The organism is Mesorhizobium sp. B2-3-12, assembly GCF_006442205.1.
GTDB lineage: Bacteria > Pseudomonadota > Alphaproteobacteria > Rhizobiales > Rhizobiaceae > Mesorhizobium.
In genome coordinates this window covers 211,685-228,530 of record NZ_VFVR01000009.1, presented here as the reverse complement: position 1 = coordinate 228,530, position 16,846 = coordinate 211,685, and the positions used below count along the sequence as shown (strand labels likewise).

Sequence of the window (16,846 nt, the reverse complement as noted above, 5' to 3'; positions counted from 1 at the left end):
TGTCTTCACGGGCCTGTCTTCTCACGCCTCTCTTGTCACGCCTGCCTCTCTTGGCGATGTCAGGACGGCCTTGGGTGGGCCAGGCTGGCGTCGAAGGTGGCCGGCAGTACAGGTGTGTCACCGCGTCCGGTCGAGGCCGTCGTCATCGTGTCGACGGGCACGATAATGACCATGCGGGCATGCTGTTCCGGCCACAATGGCTTGCCGAAAAGGAAGAACGTGCTGGCGAGAAAACAGACCAGCAAGAGGATGGCCAGGGTGTTGGCGACGATCTCACCAAGTTGCATTTACGTGTCCTCCAAATCGCCCGCCTGGTAGCGCAACGAGCATCGGCGGCCGATGTTCGGCATATGGGACCAATGCGCCGATGGTTGGGACTTCAGTCCCAATTGCAGCTGCGGCGATAAAGCCGCAACCTGCCCGCGCACCGGCCGAGCCTCCATCAAGCGGGGTAGCCGGCGCACAGCCCGGCCTGCTCGCCAACGTGCCGAACCTTCCGCCAAAGCGGGCCGGGCTCCCGCCATGAGAACATCACCAGCGGACCGCGATTTCCACGGGCAGGGGCGAGCGTTGGTTGCGCAACGAAGACAAGGCCCGATCGGCGGGCTGGCGGAAAGCACGCCGGAACCGGCCCCCTTGCTCGGCGGCGAGAAAGGCGCGGTTCTCGTTCCTCTGGCGGCCAGCCAGCGTGGTCAGGTTGGGGTTGTGTGACCGGATCTGACGTCTCATCGCCTCAGCCTCCCGCAATGAAGGCAGCTACCAGCTCAACGTAAAGCTGACGAGCAAAACGGCGACCAGGGCCGATAGCGGGACCGCCATCAACAGCGCCGCCTCGATCAGTTTGGTTTCCTTGTCGCTGAACATCACGATCTCCTGCCGTCTTGGCCCCGGCGGCGGAATTCAGGGTTCGCCCGCCACCCGGAAGCAACGAGCGAACCCTATTGGCGCAGGAAGGGACGGAGCTGCGCCAATGCCTGAACTTGCAGTCGACAACGAGCGCAAAAGGTGGCTGTTCCCGGCGGCGGTGCCGATAGGACCATTGCCTTTCTTGATCGGCCTTAAGTCCTGGGTGATGCCGGACCGAAGCCCGACCCTGGAACGTTCGACCCGGGCTGAAGTTCGGTTCGCAGCGCGGCGACAATTCCGTGCCGTGCGAATTCCAGATGGAGGATCTCATGAAGAAGAATCTTGCCGCCCTGGCAGCGGTCCTGTTGCTCAGCGGTGTCGGCGCCGCCGCCGCCGAGGACATCGTCATCCAGCCCGAGCAGGAGACGGTGATCAAGGAGTACGTGCATAAGCAGCCGCTGGCTTCGGTCAAGGTTCCCGGCGTGGAACTCAATGTCGGCACGGCGTTGCCCGACACCGTCGAACTGCACGAAGTCCCCAACGTCAAGTATCGCTACACCGTCGTCGACGACCGGACCGTGATCGTGGATCCAAGCACCCGCAAGATCATCAAGATCATCCAGTAACATCGCCTGGCCCGCCACCGGAGCGGTGGCGGGCCGGCTACTCAGGCGTTCCCCGGAAATCAGAATTTGCGCGGGTCGATGCCCTTGGTGCCCGGCCCGTAAGGGCTCGGATAAACCTCACCGATGGTCATCAGTTCGATCTCGCCATCGAGGGTCGAGCCGATGATCCTGACCTCGGGATCGTCGCAACAGAACTCCCAGATCACCTGCCTGCATTCGGCGCATGGCACGCCCGAATAGGGACCGTGGCAGACGATGGCCTCGATCTGGCGTTCGCCGGCCGCGGCCATCTGCATCACCGCGTTGCGCTCGGCATGCACCGATTGCTGGAGGGTGACGATTTCGACATTGCAGGCGGAAAACAGCCGGCCCGAAGCGGTGCGCACGGCCGAGCCGACCTTGTGGTTGGAGTAGGGCGTGTAGGCCTTGTCGCGTGCCTGCGCCGCCGCTGTGACGAGCGCCTGGTCGGCGCTCGAAAGTTGGTCGAAGCTTGTCTTGCGCATCGGTCTCTCCGTATCCGGGCTCCATCCCGAATTGATTCAGGATGAAGCTTTATCGCATTGCTTTTCTTGATCTTCGCCGTCACGCCGGCTGCCGTTGCGACCGGGTGACGAGCCCGGCGACGAAGGGGACGAGCGAGAGCAGCAAGCCGATCAGCGAGGCGGGAATGCCGCCCGGCTCGCCCATCAGCACCAGGATCGCGGTCGAGCCGGCGCCCAGCACGATGGTCGCCAGCATCGACCAGGAGGGAATGCGCCAGCCGAAGGTGGCCGACAGCACCGGCAAGAGCAGGCCCGGCACATAGACCGAGAAGCCGAGCATCAGGATGGTGACGATCCCGGGCACCGAGAGCGCCACGACCAGCGCCACGAGGCCGAGCACGAGCAACAGGATGCGGCTGGTCCACAGCCTCTCCCTGTCGCTGGCGCCGGGGCGCATGCGCGAGATCACGTCGCGCTGCAGCGTGGTGGCGGTGATGAGCAGCGTGGTGCTTGCCGTCGACATCGCCACCGCCAGGAAGGCTGCGACCAGCACGCCGATGACGCCATGCGGCAGTAGCTGCACCATCAGGTCGGGCATGGCGTTGACCGGGTTGGCGCCGGCCGGCAGCAGCGCCTTGGCGGCGACGCCGAGGAAGGTGAGGACGACGCCGAAGATCGCCATGATGACGAACCCGTTGATCAAGCCCTTGCGCGCGGTGTCCGGCGAGTTGGCGGAAAAGACGCGCTGGAAGCCGATCGTGTCGATGAAGCCGGCAGGCAGGAGCAGGAACCAGACGAACAGCGTCGCCGGCGGCACGTTGGCGAACAGATTGTAGAAGCCCGGAATGTCCTTCGTCGCCTCGTAGATGTGCGGCACGCCGGGTCCGAAGATGACGTAGAGCGGCGCCACGACGCCGATGATGACGAGGAAGATGACGGCCTGCAATACGTCGGTCGCCACCACGGCGAGGAAGCCGCCGAGCATGGTGTAGACGATGACGACGAGGAAGGCGACGATGGCGCCGGTCCTGGGATCCATGCCCGAGAACAGGGTGAACACCATGGAGATGCCGAACACCTGCGCGGCTGCCCAGGCGAGATAGTTCCAGCTCGTCACCAGCGAGGCGGCGACGCGCACCGAGCCCGGATAATCCTGGGCGACGATGTCTGGCGTCGTCACATGCATGCGCTGGCGCACGATTTTCGCCAGGAAGATGCCCATCAGCAGCAGGCCGATCGGGAAGGTGAACCACCACCAGGTGCCCGCTATGCCGTAGCGCACGACCATTTCGGGCGTGCCGAACAGGCCGGCAAGTCCGGTCCAGGAGGCGAAGGCCGAGATGGTCAGCCAGAGCGGCCCCATGCGCCGGCCGGCGACGATGTAGTCTTCCTCGGTCCTGATCGAGCGAGCGAAGTAGAGCCCGATGCCGGTGACCGCCACGAGATAGACGGCGACGACCGCAATATCCAGATTTCCCATTTTCTACCCCTTCACGTGCGAAGCCGATGGCGCGCCACATTCTTTGGCGCGCGTGCTGTCCTGTCCGTTGTCCCTCTTGGCGGGGCTTGACGACCCTCTGCAAGATTTGTCACATGCAAAAAAGTTTTTTGCAAGCGCTGAATCTGCACCATGATCGGAGACCTCGAATGAGCCAAGCGCCTACCAATTCGGCCAATACCAGTCCGGCTGATACCAATGCGGCCGATGCCGAACTGGTCGAGCGCGGCCGCGCCCGCATCGCCTGGATCCGTTCGCGCATGGCGTTACTGGCGGGGCTGCGCGAGGAGTTCCGCCGCACGAGGCCGTTCGCCGGCCGGCGCATCGGCGTGTCGCTGCATGTCGAACCCAAGACCGCCGTGCTGCTCGAAGTGCTGGCCGAGGGCGGCGCCGAGATCGTCGGCACCGGCAATCACGGTTCGACGCAGGACGATGTCGTCGCCTTCCTGCAAAGCCGGGGCATAGGCATCTTCGGCCGCCGCGCCGACACGCTCGCCGACCATCACGCCAATCTGGCGCGGGTGCTGGATGCCAGGCCCGACATGCTGCTCGACAATGGCGCCGACCTTGCCGCCGGAATCGTCGAACGGGGCAGGGCGGCGTCGATCCTGGGCGGCACCGAGGAGACGACATCGGGCGGCGACCGGCTGCGCGGCGAACTCTCCGGCAAGGTGCCGTTCCCCTCCATCGTCATCAATGACAGCCCGCTGAAGGCGATCGGCGAGAACAAGCACGCTGTCGGCCAGTCGGTGGTGGAAAGCTTCATGCGCATCACCAATCTGATGATCCCCGGGCGCCGCTTCTGCGTCGTCGGCTATGGCTGGTGCGGGCGCGGCATCGCGCAATATCTGCGGGCGCTGGGGGGCCGGGTGGCGATCGTCGAGGTCGACGATATCAAGGCGCTGGAGGCCGCCCTTGACGGCTACCGCGTGGCACCGCTTGCCGACCTTGCGCCATGGGCGGAGGTGTTCATCACCGCCACCGGTCGCGCTGGCGTGCTGCCGGCGGAGGCGATTGCCCTCATGCGGGATGGCGCGGTGCTGGCCAATTCCGGGCACTTTCCCTGGGAGATCGACACCGAGGGTCTCGGTGCCATGACCACCGCGACCATCGACCTGGACGGCACGCTGCGGCGGCTGGACCTCGCCAATGGGCGGCATGTCATCCTCGTCGCCGAGGGACGCATGTTCAACCTTGCCGGCGTCGAGCCGAAGGGCAATTCGATCGAGTCCATGGATATCGGCTTCATGCTGCAGGCGCTGTCGCTGGAGCGGGTGGTGAGCGGGAAGGACCTTGCCGCGGGCGCGCAGCCGGTGCCCGACGACATCAACCGCCGCATCGCCCGGCTGATGACGGCTTCGATGGGGGCCGCCTTGTAGCTATGGTAGCCCCATGATTCTCTCCGTCTGACGCCTGAAGGATTGTGGGCATGGCTGGCAAGACCGCGGAAGCGCCGGACTATTCGGTTCCGGCCCTGGAAAAGGCGTTCGATATCATCGAACTCCTGGCCGAGCAGAAGGACGGGCTGAACCAGGGCCAGATTTCCGAGGCGGTCGGACGCTCGATCCACCAGATCTACCGCGTGCTGCAGGCGCTGGAGCGGCGCGGCTACATCTTCCGCGACCGGCCGGGCGGGCTCTATTTCCTGTCGCCGCGCCTGTTCGAACTGGCGCACCGGCACGAGCCGCTGCGCGGCCTCGTCCAGGCGGCGCTGCCGTCGATGCGGCGGCTGTCGGACGCCATCCAGCAATCCTGCAATCTCGGTGTCCACAATGCCGGCAGGGTGCTGATCCTGGCGCAGGTGGAAAGCCCGGCCGCGTTCGGCTTCCGGGTTCGCGTCGGCGCGGAGTTTCCGCTGTTCGGCACCGCGACCGGCCGCACGCTGATGGCGTTCCAGCCGCAGGATAGAATCAGTCAATGGCTGCAAGCCGCTGGTATCGCTGACGAAAAAAATAGCGAAGTGCGCGACGCGCTCGCCCGCATCCGCGACGCCGGCCATGAGGAGGTGGCGGACGGGCTGCAGCCTGGCGTCATCGACCTGGCCTTTCCGGTCATCGGGCCGTTCGGCCATTCGGTCGCGGCTCTCACCGTGCCCTATGTGGCGACCAGCTACAGCGTGGTCGACCTCGCCACCGTGCGCCGCCATGCCGCGCAGGCGGCGCACGGGATCGCCCTGGTGCTGGCGCCCGAACCTTCTGCCTGAAGCGCCGCGCCGTGACCGATCCTGCCGCGCCGATCGTCAAGGCTATCGCCATCGATACCGACCCGGCCAAGGTCTGGCGGGTGCTGACGATGCCGGCACTGATCGCGCAATGGATGTCCGACGAAGAACTGGATGTCAGCCTCGAGGCGCATGCCGGCGGCGCGATCGTGATCCGCGGCGTGCTGCATGGCATGCCGTTCGAAAATCACGGCACCGTCCGGGCGTACGAGCCGGCGAAGAGCTTCGCCTACAGCTATTGGAGCACGCTGTCGGCCTCGCGGCTGGCTGATATGCCCAAGAACCACACGGTGGTCGGCTTCGCTCTTGCGCGGGCGCATGGCGGAACCCTGCTGACCCTGACGCTGAGCGGCTTCGCCGAGCCGTCGATCCGTCCGCATGCCAATCTTTACTGGGGGCCGACCTTGCAAATCCTTAAGGCGGTGTGCGAGCGCCCCTAAGCGGTGGCGGCTACACGGCGACGGGCTCGGAGGCATCTTGCTCTTTGCGGCGGCGGGCGAGGTCGCGGATGCGATCAGCGACCGCACTGTCCACCGGATTGTAAACGGTCAGGCTCAAATCCGGCCGGCCATCGACCGCGAAGGCCGAATATTCGAGCTCGATGTCGCCAAGCACGGGATGCTTCAGGCGCTTGGTCCCGTCGCCATGGGCGAGCACGTCGTTTTCCCGCCAGAGCGCGGCGAATTCCGCGCTGGCGCCGCACAATTCGTCGACGAGCTGGGCGACCTCGGACACCGCGCCGGCGCGCGCCGCGTCGGCCCGGAACGCGCCGACCACGAAGCGGGCGAGGTTTTCCCAGTCGTGCTGCTTGGCGCGGATGGTCGGGCTCAGGAACATGAAGCGCAGTATGTTGCGCTGGCCGTGGGGCAAGGTGCTGTAGTCGGTCATCACCACTTGCGCGGCGCTGTTCCAGGCAACGACATCCCAAGTCGCCGTCTTGATCAAGGCGGGGCTTGCCTCGAGCGTATCGATGAGGCGCTGCAGCCTCGGGCTGACGCCGTCGGCGCCGACGTAGCGAACCTCGGGCGGGCGCCCGAGCCCGAGCATGAAGAGATGTTCGCGCTCGGCCTCGGTCAAAAGCAGCCCCTTGGCGATGCGGTTCAACACATCGGCCGAAGGCGCGCCGCCGCGTCCCTGTTCAAGCCATGTGTACCAGGTCGGGCTGATGTTGGCGCGCTGGGCGACCTCTTCGCGGCGCAGCCCCGGCGTGCGCCTGCGCCCGGAAAAGCCGAAGGACGAGGGGTCGAGCCGGGTGCGCCGGTCTTTCAGGAATGCGGCGAGCGAACCGGGAGAGCTGTTGGGCATCCTGTTGGCCATCCTGTTAAAGATTATACCATGATAAGGTCACTACTTTAATGGAATAATAGACCAGCGATATTGCGCAGGCAACCGCAGGAGATTTGCATGCGTATCTTTCTCACCGGCGCGACCGGTTTCATCGGTTCGGCCATCGTTGCCGAACTTCTTCAGGCCGGCCATCAGGTGGTCGGCGTCACCCGCTCCGATGCCGGGGCCGAGGCGCTGGCCGCCGCGGGCGCCGAGGTGTATCGGGGGACCCTCGAGGATCCGAAAGGCCTGCGTGACGGCGCGGCCAAGGCGGAAGCCGTGATCCACACCGCCTTCGATCATGATTTTTCGCGGTTCGCCGAGAACTGCGAAAAAGACAGCCGCGTCATCGCCGCGCTCGGCGAGGCACTCGCCGGCTCCGACCGGCCATTGGTGATCACCTCGGGCGTCGGCATGGGCAGCCCCGGACATGGCGAACTGGCGGTCGAGGATGTCTTCAATCCCGGCCACCAGAACCCCCGCATCGCGTCGGAACTCGCCGGCAATGCGTTGCTGGAGGCGGGCATCAACCTGTCGGTGATGCGCCTGCCGCAGGTCCACGACACGAGGAAGCAAGGCCTCATCTCGCCGCTCATCGAGATCGCGCGGCAAAAGGGCGTCTCGGCCTATGTCGGCGAAGGCCGCAACCGCTATTCGGCCGGCCATGTGCTCGACGCGGCACGGCTCTACCGGCTTGCGGTGGAAAAGCGGCAGCCCGGCGCGCGCTACCATGCGGTCGGCGAGGAAGGCGTCGAGGTGCGTGCCATCGCCGAGGCGCTCGGCCGGGGCCTGAACCTGCCGGTGGTTTCGATCGCGCCGGAACAGGCGGCGGAGCATTTCGGCTGGATGGCGCTGTTTGCCCCGATGGACCTGCCCGCCTCCAGCGCGCTGACCCAGGCACGGCTCGGCTGGCGCCCGACCGGCCCGACGCTGATCGCCGATCTGGATGCCATGCGCTACTGAGGCGCGTGGCAACGTTCGAGGGCTAGCTGAGCCTCCCCACGTTCGTCATCCCAGGGCGAAGCAGGAGCGCAGCTCCGTCGCGGAGACCCTGGGATCCATTCCGCGACCTCGAACGCGGGCGCAGCGGTGCAGAATTCCGGACCGTTGCGGCGCTGAGGAGTCCCGGCATGGATCCATTGGGCTGCAGAGCAGCTCCAGGGGTCTGCGCCGCGTCGCTACGCTCCTTGCTCCGTCCATACATGACGAAGTGGTGAGGGGTCATGCTCCTGGGCTCACAGCGTAGCGTAAGTGGATCACCCCATGCGCCAGGGTTTTGCAGTCCGTAAGCGACAGCCGCACCTTGCCCGCAAGCCCGGCCTCGCCGAACTCGACAAAGCCCTGGTTCGCCGCCCGCGCATCGAGGGCGGGGGCAATGAGGAGGCTGAGTTCATCGACCAGCCCCGCCGCCAGGAAGGAGCCATTGATGCCGGCGCCGCCTTCGAGCAGCAGCCGGCGGATGCCGAGTTCGCGGGCAAGCACGTCGAGCATGGCGGCGAGATCGATGTCTGATGTTTGCGAGACGATGTAGGACACGCCGTCGGCGGCGAGCTCGGCCAGATGGCTGTCCTCGACATCCTGCCCGAGCAGCACCACGACATGATCGCCGCCGATCTCGGGCTTGGAAAAGTGCAGCTTGGCCGAGGCGTCGGGCGCCACGGCATAGCTGCCCGCGTCGCGTTGCGCGAAATGATGCGGCCGCTCGACCTTGCCCACATGCGCCGGCGGGTGCGCACCGGCCTTGCTCATCTCGGCCATGGTGACGCGGCCGACGATCCAGGCGTCGCCTTCGAGGTCATCGTGGATCTGTTCATAGAGGCCTGACCACTCGGCCCGGCTGCCGTCGGGGCTTTCGGTGTAGCGGCTCGGATGAAGGCTGCCGTCGAGCGAGGCAAGCATATGGCAGATGATGTGCGGCTTCATGGGACTTCTCCGGGGATAGGATTCCATAATTCAGGCCTTGTGCCGTGTCTGGGGTGTCACGGGGCTAGGCCGTTTCAAGCGCCATCACCTTCTCCGCCGCCTTCGCCAGAAAGCCGGATCGCGTATAGCCATGGGCTTCGGCGAAGGCATCGATCCGCTGGAGAACGTCGTCCGGCAGCGTCACGTTGATACGCACCGCCTTCCTGGCCCCGGTCCTTGCCGCGACCAGGATTGCCACGCCGTCACGATTGTCGGCGTCTGTCATCACAGCTTCAAGACTGGAAGGCTCCGGAATGGCATCGCCATCCTCGACCAGCCCTTCGATATGGAGGGCAAGGGCCTCTTCGGCCATGGACCGGGCGTCATCCAGATCCTTGCCGGCGGTAATCACGCCTGGGAAATCGGGGAAAGACACGCCGAAGTCGCTGTCGGCATCCTTGTGGATAAGTCCGATATACTGCTTCATGTCCGTCACCTCAGTTTCAGTCCAGATTGCTTTTCGATGCCGCGCAGGGTGCCTATCGGGATATCCCGCTTGGGATGGGGAACGGTGACACGTCCTGGCTTGCCGCGGTGTTTGAATTGCGCATGGCTACCCTTTCGGGCTACCTCGAACCAACCGTCAGCTTGCAACAGGCGGATGATTTCAGCACTAGTCATGTGTATTTATACACACCGGCAGCCGGCCTTTCAATAAAAAAGTGGAAGGGATCCGTGCCCCTCGAAGAAGCAGCATGCCCGCGATCCAAAGTTCCGACAATTCCGACAATTAGCTGCCCGGCTCTGTTATATCGATGTTGCACAAATGGTTGACCCTGGGTTAGCATCCTCTTGTTGACGCCGATCGGAGGAATTTAGGCGGCGGTCAGCTGGAGCGGCATGCGTTCTTGGCGCAAGGAGGATGCTCCAACACTTTAACCGGCGCGCGATCCTTCCTTGAAACCGGTCCCGGTTTTTGGGGGCCGTGCGCTTTCGTGGAGGAGGAACCCAATGAACAGACGTGAATTCCTGATGACGTCCGTGGCCGCGGGCGCCATGATGCTGGCCGCACGCTCGGCTTTCGCCGAGGACAAGCTCACCATTCTCGGCTCTGTGCCCAGTCTGGGCTTTCCGTTCTTCGTGCACATGCTGAACGAGATCAAGGCCGAAGCGCAGGCGCAAGGCGTCAATCTGACCGAGAGCGACGGCCAGAATTCGGCCACCAAGCAGACCGCCGACATCGAGGCGGCCCTGGTGCAGAAGGTCAACGCCATCGTGATCTCGCCGCTCGACGTCAACGCGCTGGCGCCGGCGATCGAGGAAGCGGTCAAGGCCGGCGTTCCCGTGGTGACGATCGACCGCCGCGTCGACGGCGTGGAAGGCATCCTCGCCCATGTCGGCGCCGACAACGTCAAGGGCGGCGAGGCCGAGGCGCAGGCCGTGGTGGCGGCATTCCCCAATGGCGCCAAGCTGTTCCACCTGCAGGGCCAGCCTGGCGCGGGTCCCGCGATCGACCGCAACAAGGGCGTGCACAATGTGCTCGATCCGGTGAAGGACAAATACCAGATCATTTATGAGCAGACCGCCAACTTCGCCCGCGCCGAGGCGTTGTCGGTGACGGAAGCCGGCCTTGCCGCCAACGGCAAGCCGGACGCCATCATCTGCGCTAATGACGACATGGCGCTGGGCGCGCTCGAAGCCTGCGCCGCGCGCAACTTCACCGACGTCAAGATCTACGGCTTCGACGCGCTGCCGGAAGCGCTGGTTGCCGTGCGCGACGGCAAGCTCGCCGGCACGGTCGAACAGTTCCCCGGCAAACAGTCCCGCACCGCCGTGCAGATCGCGGTCGCCTATGCCAAGGACAAGACCGAGCCGAAGGAGAAGCTGGTGCTGTTGACGCCCATCGTCATCGGCAAGGATAATTTGGACAAGGCCGAGAGGTTGAGCGAGACGAAGTAGGGCTGATTGGCAAGGCAGGCGGGGCATCGCCCCCCTCTGCCCTGCCGGGCATCTCCCCCTCAAGGGGGGAGATCGGCCCTATGTTTGGCTTTCGCCAATTTTAATGCCGCAGGAGAAGGCGACGACAGCGATGCTGCCAATCTCCCCCCTTGAGGGGGAGATGTCCGGCAGGACAGAGGGGGGCGTTCAAGCGCTGACGGAGCCCGGATGAACTCCACTAAGGAAACAACCCTTGCCAGCTGAAGCCGCACCCGTCCTGCTTGCCGTCGAAGGCGTCACCAAGCATTTCGCCGGCGTCACCGCGCTCAGCGACGTCTCGCTCGATGTCCGCTCTGGCGAAATCCTCGGCCTGCTCGGCGAGAACGGCGCCGGTAAGTCAACATTGCTCAAGATCCTGTCGGGCGTCATGCCGCCTTCCGGCGGCCGCATCATTTTCGACGGCGCCGAATACACCCCGTCCAGCCCGCAGGACGCCAAGCGGCTCGGCATCGTCACCATCTACCAGGAACTCAGCCTGATCCCGACGCTGACGGTGGCGGAGAACATCTTCATCGGGCGCGCGCCGACCGGGCCGCTCGGCCTGGTGAGCTGGCGCAGGATGGAACAGGAGTCCCGCGCCATCATCGCCCGCGTCGGCCTCACCATCGACCCGTTGACGCCGGTCTCGGCGCTGTCGGTGGCCGAACAGCAACTGGTCGAGATCGCGCGTGCGCTGTCGCTCAAAAGCCGGCTGATCATAATGGACGAGCCGACCTCGGCATTGACAGAGACCGAGGTGCAGCGGTTGCTGTCGATCATGGACCGGCTGCGCAAGGACCATGTCGCGATCATGTTCGTCACCCACCGGCTGGAGGAGGCATCCGCCATCTGCGACCGCATGACGGTGCTGCGCGACGGCCGGCTGGCGGGGCATCTCGACCGTCAGGGCGGGCCGATCCAGCTGCCCGCCATCATCGAAAAGATGGTCGGCCGCGCCGCCTCCGAACTTTACGCCAGGCCCGCGCAGCGCGCGGTGGCCGGCGATGTGGTGCTTTCGGTGCGTGGCCTTCGGACCGTGCGCGACCCCGAGGCGCCGCATGCCATCGTGCTCGACGGCGTCGACATCGACCTCAAGGAGGGCGAAATCCTCGGCGTTGCCGGTCTCGTCGGCTCGGGCCGCACGGAGCTTGCCCGCGCCATTTTCGGTGCCGACCGGATCGCGGCGGGAACGATCACGCTCGACGGCAAGCCGATCGCGCCTGCTTCGCCGGCCGACGCCATCAAGCTCGGCATCGGCCTGGTGCCGGAGGACCGCAAGCACCAGGCGATCTTCGCCGCGCTCGGCATCCTGCCGAATTTCTCCGTCGCCTCGCTCGGCCGCTTCAGCACCGGTTTTGGGTTCATGGCCGAGCGGCGCGAGCGCGACGCGCTGTCGGGTTTCAGGAAGATGCTGTCGATCCGCATGGCGTCGGCCGAGCAGGCGATCGAGGGCCTGTCGGGCGGCAATCAGCAGAAGGTGATCCTGGCGCGCTGGCTGGCGCGCGATCCCAAGGTGCTGATCGTCGACGAGCCGACGCGCGGCGTCGATGTCGGCGCCAAGGCAGAGGTCCACCAGATCCTTGTGCAACTGGCGGCGCGCGGCATAGCGGTGATGATGATCTCGTCCGAACTGCCCGAGGTGCTGGCGGTGTCGGACCGCATCGTCACCATGCGCCGGGGCCGCATCACCGGCGAGATGCCGGGCGTCGAGGCGAACGAGGAAAAACTGATGGAACTGATGGCGCTCGACAGGCGGGAAACGCCGCCACAGGATGCGGAGGGGCAGGCACGATGAGCATGGCCGAGGACCAGAACCAGCGAGGCGGCGCGACGCTCGCAAAGCTTTTGATGAGCTTCGGGCCGCTGCTGTTCCTGGCGGCGCTGGTCGTCGTCTTCACCGTGCTGAAGCCGAGCTTCATCGACCCGATCAACCTGTTCAACATCACGCGCCAGATCTCGATCACCGGGCTGATCGCGCTCGGCATGACCTTCGTCATCCTCACCGCCGGCATCGATCTTTCGGTCGGCTCGCTGCTCGCCTTCTGCGGCATGGTGGCGGCGGTCGTGGCCAAGGGCGGCACCGCCAACACGCTGTCGCTGTCGACGTCGGGCACGCAGGGTTTTGGCTGGTTCGCGGCACTGCTGGCCGCCGTCGTGGTGGGTGCGCTCGCCGGCGGCGTACAGGGGCTCGCCATCACAAGGCTGAAAGTGCCGCCCTTCGTCGTCACGCTGGGTGGGCTGACGGTGTTTCGCGGGCTGACGCTGACCATCTCCAATGGCGGCCCGATCTCGGGCTTCGACGCCTCGATGCGCTGGTTCGGCACCGGCCTGATCGGCCCGGTGCCCGTGCCGGCGCTGATCTTCGCCTTCGCCGCCATCCTGTGCCACATCGTGCTGCGCTACACGCGCTATGGCCGCGCCGTCTACGCCGTCGGCGGCAATGCGGAAGCCGCGCGGCTGTCTGGCCTGCGCGTCGACCGCATTCTGGTCTCGGTCTATGTCATCGTCGGCTTCTTCGCCGGGCTCGCCGCCTTCGTCTTGTCGGCGCGGCTGAATTCTTCCGAGGCTGTCGCCGGCATCGGCTACGAGCTGACGGTGATCTCCGCCGTCGTCATCGGCGGCACCTCGCTGTTCGGCGGCATCGGCTCGGTCGGCGGCACGGTGGTGGGCGCTGCCCTGATCGGCGTGCTGCAGAACGGGCTGCAGTTCAACAACGTCTCGTCCTACACGCAAAGCATCGTCATCGGGCTGATCCTGATCCTGGCAGTGGCGTTCGACCGGTGGCTGAAGTCAAGGGTGAGGCGGTAGGTCGCAAGGTCGGGGGGGCCTCGCATCAGCCGGAAATCATTTCAACCCGGCAACTTCTCCTCGATGATCCGCGTCGAGCCCGGCACCAACTGTCCGGCATGGTCGAAGCGCAGCACCACCACCCAGTTGAAGACATCGCGCGGCCATTTGCCGTTCGGCAGCAGCGCGTTGGGGTAGACGCCGAAGGCCTTGATCAACTTGCTCAACTGGCCGTGATGCCAGGCGATCAGGATCGACTTGCCGTGCGTTTCGCTGGCCAGCGCGGCGACCAGGCCCTTGACGTCCTTGTCGGCGAAGCGCTGGTCGATCGGCAGTTTCAGGGCTTGCGCGAGCGGCGTCAGCGTCAGCCGTTCACGCGCGCTGTTTTTGGAATCGGCGCTGGCCACCAGCATATCGGGCCGGAGCGGCGTGCCATCGAGCATGAAGGGTTGGAAATAGGCGACATAGGCCTGCGCACGGGCCTCGCCCGCCGGCGACAGGCCGGTGCCGCTGTCGGGCTTCTCGCCATGGCGCACGATCAGCACGGTGGCGTCGGCAAGCCCCGATGGGGTGTCGCCGGCGGCATGGGCGGACAAAGCGAGTGCCATCATCCAGGCGGCTACAAGAACAAGGCGTTTCATGGCGGGTCCTTCCAGCGCTTTTCGAGGCATCAATCAGCGCATCATTCCGACGGAAAGAGGGCCGCCGGCATGCGCGGCGGCATGGTCGCGAGCAGCGGATGCGCGGATGGTTCCCGCCCGGTTGCAAAACATCGGCGCCTTGCTAGAAAGGCCGGGGCGGGTGGCGTCATGAGGGGTGCTCATGGTTGCCGACATCATCAGGCCGATCAGCTTGAGCTTTTCGCTGCTGCGGCGGTTCTGGCCGCAGTTCGTGGCGCTGGTGCTGGCCGGGGTGCTGGCCGGCGATCTGCTGATGCAACTGGCGGCGAAGGTGGCACTCGCCAATCATTTCGCCGAGCTTGCCATGCTCACCCTGGTGGCGATGGCGCAATTGGGGGTGACGGTGGCGATGTTCCATGTGTTGCGGCCGGGCCTGCCCAATGTGCTGGCCGCGCAGCGCGGCGCGGACAAGGTCGCGGCCGCCGGCAAGCAGGCTGGCGATACCGCCCGGCGCGGCTCGCGGCTGGTGCGCATGATCACCATCGCGCTGCTGCCATTCTTCGCCTATTACGCGGCCTGGGGTTCCTCGGCGACATCGTGCGGCAATATTCGCGCGAGACGCTCGACCAAGCCGATTTCGGCCAGAGCGCCAATGTGCTCGACGTGCTCGATTCAGGCCGCTTCGAGCGCCCACAGGCGATGGCCGTAGCGGCGGAAGAAGCGGGCCATGAGAAGCTGCCGCCTTGCCCTGGCGAGATCGGGCAGGCGCCGTTCCTGGCGCCAGCGCGGCATGTTGCGCCAGCCGGCGATGAAGCGGGTGGCCTCCTCGACGGCTTCGTGCGCCGACAGCGCCGGGCCGATCGCGGCAAGGAACAACAGCTCCGACTGTTTCAGATCGTCGACGACGGCCTTGCGGCTGAAATGGTCGAGACGGGCCTGCGCGATGCCGTTGCGGCGGATCGCATCGAAGGCCTCCAGCAATACTGGACTGTCGCCGGTATAACCGCAGGCGCGGGCGAAATCGGCGGCATCCATTCTTGCTCCCGGATCATGCGCGTGCAATTCCGCGCCGACTCACATTTGCAAGAATTATATAAGCATAACTCAAACAGACATAAAAGAGAGACTTTTGGAGGTGTTTGAAAACCGCGACTCGACTCCCGCTTCAAAACACGGGAAGATAGGAACAAATCAGAAACAAAAGGACAGGGGATGATGGCGTTGCCAGGCAGGGAAGCAGTGATCGCGCAGGTCGCCTCGCTGGCGGTCGAGTGCGCCGATTGCGGCCGCAACAGGTGGTGGCGGCCCGATCAGCTGAAGCGCTTCGGGGTGAACGGCAACACGCCGCTGGCCGCCTTGTCGGGCAGGATCGTGTGCTCGGCCTGCCGCGCCGACGGGCTGCCAGGCACGGCGATCTCCATCCAGGCCGCCTTCATCGACGAGCGCCAGCGCGTGCGCAACGAAGCGCGCATGCTGAGCGACCGGGACGTGCCGCTGGAAGGGGCGAGGCGGGCTTGAGGAGCGCTGTTTCTTCCTTCTCCCCTTGTGGGAGAAGGGAAGTGCGCCGCTAATACCCCAGCAGTTCCTTCAGCGGGATGACACGCCAGACCTGCTTGATGGCGTAGCGGTTGAAGGTCAGCGTCCTGGGCGGATTGTATTGTTCGACCACCAGTTCGCCCGCGGTGCGCCGGACCAGTTTCTTGATGAAGGCCTTGCCGTTCTTCTCGTTCTCTTCGGGAAAGGTCTCGATCACCACGTGGTCGCCCGGCACCGCGTCGCGGCCGCCGCAATAGATCATGTCGCCGGGTTCATAGCGCGGCACCATGGAATCCGAGAGCACATGCAGCGCGAACACTTTCGGCAGGTTGCGCACGCCTGGCGGACGCTGGACATATCCCGCCGGCTCGCCGTTGAAGGTGAAGTCGCCGTCATCGCCGCCGACGGCGGCGCCAAGCACCGGAATATCCATAGCCCCGGCCGGCAGCGGGCCGGCATCGGTGACGATCTCGGCGTCCGCCACCGGCCCGGCATCGTCGAGGAAGACGACCTGCCCCTGGCCGAGCGCCACGGGGTCGACGCGCAGGAAGGCGGCGGTCTTCAACAGGTTCTCGGTCTTGGGCAGGTTGCGCCCGGTTTCCCAATTGCCGACGGCGGCGACATCGGTGTCGTTGTGCTCGGCGATGTGGCGCATGACCAGGCCGCGCTGCTTGCGGGCCTGGCGGATCGCGGCTCCGACCCTGATCGACAGTTGCGTTTTCACCATGGCCTCATGTGATCGACAAGTCCTGCTTTCGTCCATGAAAGAATGGCTTGCATCATTTTTCGAGTTATGCTTATATCAACCCATGCAAAAGCTCAACCCCCTCCTCAGAGTCGACAGCGCCTCCAGCCCGGCCTTGCCGGTCCGCGCTTTCCCTTCCGACCCGGCCGCCTCCTCCCCGGCCGGGGCGAAGCGCGAAGCCGATTGCCTTGACGCATCGGCCTCGCGTCCGGTCCGCCCTTCCGCGGCGGCCGGAACGGCCGGAGCCGCCGCTCCCCGCGGCTCCGGCCCCCCATTCGAC

21 protein-coding genes are annotated in these 16,846 nt (G+C 65.4%); 10 read left to right on the top strand and 11 right to left on the bottom strand.

Annotated elements, in window-relative coordinates; genetic code table 11:
- Positions 1 to 59 precede the first annotated feature (59 nt).
- Positions 60 to 287 carry a polymerase gene (locus tag FJ948_RS24365; protein ID WP_140708940.1) on the bottom strand — a complete coding sequence of 76 codons (228 nt, stop codon included), beginning with the start codon at positions 285 to 287 and terminating at the stop codon, positions 60 to 62.
- Positions 288 to 531: 244 nt separating this feature from the next.
- On the bottom strand, positions 532 to 729 hold the full coding sequence (locus FJ948_RS24360) for a hypothetical protein (RefSeq protein WP_140708938.1): 198 nt from the start codon (positions 727 to 729) through the stop codon (positions 532 to 534).
- A 446-nt stretch (positions 730 to 1,175) separates the two neighbouring features.
- On the opposite strand from FJ948_RS24360, the gene FJ948_RS24355 reads away from it, so the two are divergent.
- Positions 1,176 to 1,472, top strand: a complete 297-nt coding sequence (locus tag FJ948_RS24355) for a DUF1236 domain-containing protein (RefSeq protein ID WP_140708937.1) — start codon at positions 1,176 to 1,178, stop codon at positions 1,470 to 1,472.
- A gap of 59 nt (positions 1,473 to 1,531) precedes the next feature.
- Here FJ948_RS24355 and FJ948_RS24350 read toward each other — a convergent pair whose 3' ends face one another.
- Both FJ948_RS24350 and FJ948_RS24345 read right to left on the bottom strand, forming a co-directional pair.
- Positions 1,532 to 1,975 carry a cytidine deaminase gene (locus FJ948_RS24350; RefSeq protein WP_140708935.1) on the bottom strand — a complete coding sequence of 148 codons (444 nt, stop codon included), beginning with the start codon at positions 1,973 to 1,975 and terminating at the stop codon, positions 1,532 to 1,534.
- Between the two features lie 79 nt (positions 1,976 to 2,054).
- On the bottom strand, positions 2,055 to 3,434 hold the full coding sequence (locus tag FJ948_RS24345) for a sodium:solute symporter family protein (protein ID WP_140708934.1): 1,380 nt from the start codon (positions 3,432 to 3,434) through the stop codon (positions 2,055 to 2,057).
- A 167-nt stretch (positions 3,435 to 3,601) separates the two neighbouring features.
- On the opposite strand from FJ948_RS24345, the gene FJ948_RS24340 reads away from it, so the two are divergent.
- Genes FJ948_RS24340 through FJ948_RS24330 form a run of 3 tightly spaced genes read left to right on the top strand, consistent with a single transcriptional unit; the run spans position 3,602 to position 6,113 of the window.
- Positions 3,602 to 4,831, top strand: a complete 1,230-nt coding sequence (locus tag FJ948_RS24340; protein ID WP_140708932.1) for an adenosylhomocysteinase — start codon at positions 3,602 to 3,604, stop codon at positions 4,829 to 4,831.
- Positions 4,832 to 4,881: 50 nt separating this feature from the next.
- Complete coding sequence (locus FJ948_RS24335) at positions 4,882 to 5,655, top strand: IclR family transcriptional regulator (protein WP_140708930.1); 774 nt, start codon at positions 4,882 to 4,884, stop codon at positions 5,653 to 5,655.
- A gap of 11 nt (positions 5,656 to 5,666) precedes the next feature.
- The gene (locus FJ948_RS24330; RefSeq protein WP_140708928.1) at positions 5,667 to 6,113 is read left to right on the top strand and encodes an SRPBCC domain-containing protein; all 447 of its coding nucleotides are present in this window, start codon (positions 5,667 to 5,669) and stop codon (positions 6,111 to 6,113) included.
- A 10-nt stretch (positions 6,114 to 6,123) separates the two neighbouring features.
- Here FJ948_RS24330 and FJ948_RS24325 read toward each other — a convergent pair whose 3' ends face one another.
- Positions 6,124 to 6,978 carry a helix-turn-helix transcriptional regulator gene (locus tag FJ948_RS24325; protein ID WP_224541475.1) on the bottom strand — a complete coding sequence of 285 codons (855 nt, stop codon included), beginning with the start codon at positions 6,976 to 6,978 and terminating at the stop codon, positions 6,124 to 6,126.
- A gap of 99 nt (positions 6,979 to 7,077) precedes the next feature.
- Here FJ948_RS24325 and FJ948_RS24320 point away from each other — a divergent pair, with 99 nt between their 5' ends.
- Positions 7,078 to 7,962 carry an SDR family oxidoreductase gene (locus tag FJ948_RS24320; RefSeq protein ID WP_140708924.1) on the top strand — a complete coding sequence of 295 codons (885 nt, stop codon included), beginning with the start codon at positions 7,078 to 7,080 and terminating at the stop codon, positions 7,960 to 7,962.
- 258 nt (positions 7,963 to 8,220) lie between these two features.
- Here the strand turns inward: FJ948_RS24320 and FJ948_RS24315 are convergent, their stop codons facing one another.
- The 3 genes from FJ948_RS24315 to FJ948_RS24305 form a co-directional block, all read right to left on the bottom strand.
- Positions 8,221 to 8,922: a RibD family protein gene (locus FJ948_RS24315; protein ID WP_140708922.1), complete on the bottom strand. Its 702-nt coding sequence runs from the start codon at positions 8,920 to 8,922 to the stop codon at positions 8,221 to 8,223.
- 64 nt (positions 8,923 to 8,986) lie between these two features.
- A complete protein-coding gene (locus tag FJ948_RS24310) occupies positions 8,987 to 9,388 on the bottom strand; it encodes a type II toxin-antitoxin system HicB family antitoxin (protein ID WP_140708920.1) in 402 nt (133 codons plus the stop codon).
- Positions 9,389 to 9,393: 5 nt separating this feature from the next.
- The gene (locus tag FJ948_RS24305; RefSeq protein WP_140708917.1) at positions 9,394 to 9,582 is read right to left on the bottom strand and encodes a type II toxin-antitoxin system HicA family toxin; all 189 of its coding nucleotides are present in this window, start codon (positions 9,580 to 9,582) and stop codon (positions 9,394 to 9,396) included.
- Between the two features lie 330 nt (positions 9,583 to 9,912).
- On the opposite strand from FJ948_RS24305, the gene FJ948_RS24300 reads away from it, so the two are divergent.
- The 3 genes from FJ948_RS24300 (at position 9,913) to FJ948_RS24285 (ending at position 13,686) form a co-directional block, all read left to right on the top strand.
- On the top strand, positions 9,913 to 10,860 hold the full coding sequence (locus tag FJ948_RS24300; RefSeq protein ID WP_140708915.1) for a substrate-binding domain-containing protein: 948 nt from the start codon (positions 9,913 to 9,915) through the stop codon (positions 10,858 to 10,860).
- Positions 10,861 to 11,092: 232 nt separating this feature from the next.
- Complete coding sequence (locus tag FJ948_RS24290) at positions 11,093 to 12,673, top strand: sugar ABC transporter ATP-binding protein (protein ID WP_140708913.1); 1,581 nt, start codon at positions 11,093 to 11,095, stop codon at positions 12,671 to 12,673.
- Entirely contained in the window at positions 12,670 to 13,686 is a 1,017-nt protein-coding gene (locus FJ948_RS24285; protein ID WP_140708911.1) for an ABC transporter permease, read from the top strand. Before FJ948_RS24290 ends, FJ948_RS24285 begins: the two co-directional genes overlap by 4 nt.
- Before the next feature lie 41 nt (positions 13,687 to 13,727).
- Here FJ948_RS24285 and FJ948_RS24280 read toward each other — a convergent pair whose 3' ends face one another.
- A complete protein-coding gene (locus FJ948_RS24280; protein WP_246677604.1) occupies positions 13,728 to 14,306 on the bottom strand; it encodes a flagellar basal body-associated protein FliL in 579 nt (192 codons plus the stop codon).
- Positions 14,307 to 14,487: 181 nt separating this feature from the next.
- Here FJ948_RS24280 and FJ948_RS24275 point away from each other — a divergent pair, with 181 nt between their 5' ends.
- The gene (locus FJ948_RS24275) at positions 14,488 to 14,994 is read left to right on the top strand and encodes a hypothetical protein (protein WP_246677603.1); all 507 of its coding nucleotides are present in this window, start codon (positions 14,488 to 14,490) and stop codon (positions 14,992 to 14,994) included.
- Here the strand turns inward: FJ948_RS24275 and FJ948_RS24270 are convergent.
- A complete protein-coding gene (locus FJ948_RS24270; RefSeq protein ID WP_140709108.1) occupies positions 14,958 to 15,320 on the bottom strand; it encodes a hypothetical protein in 363 nt (120 codons plus the stop codon). The genes FJ948_RS24275 and FJ948_RS24270 overlap by 37 nt on opposite strands.
- Before the next feature lie 180 nt (positions 15,321 to 15,500).
- Here FJ948_RS24270 and FJ948_RS24265 point away from each other — a divergent pair, with 180 nt between their 5' ends.
- The gene (locus FJ948_RS24265) at positions 15,501 to 15,803 is read left to right on the top strand and encodes a hypothetical protein (protein ID WP_140709106.1); all 303 of its coding nucleotides are present in this window, start codon (positions 15,501 to 15,503) and stop codon (positions 15,801 to 15,803) included.
- Positions 15,804 to 15,852: 49 nt separating this feature from the next.
- Here the strand turns inward: FJ948_RS24265 and FJ948_RS24260 are convergent, their stop codons facing one another.
- The gene (locus tag FJ948_RS24260) at positions 15,853 to 16,548 is read right to left on the bottom strand and encodes a helix-turn-helix transcriptional regulator (protein ID WP_181173797.1); all 696 of its coding nucleotides are present in this window, start codon (positions 16,546 to 16,548) and stop codon (positions 15,853 to 15,855) included.
- Between the last annotated feature and the right edge of the window lie 298 nt (positions 16,549 to 16,846).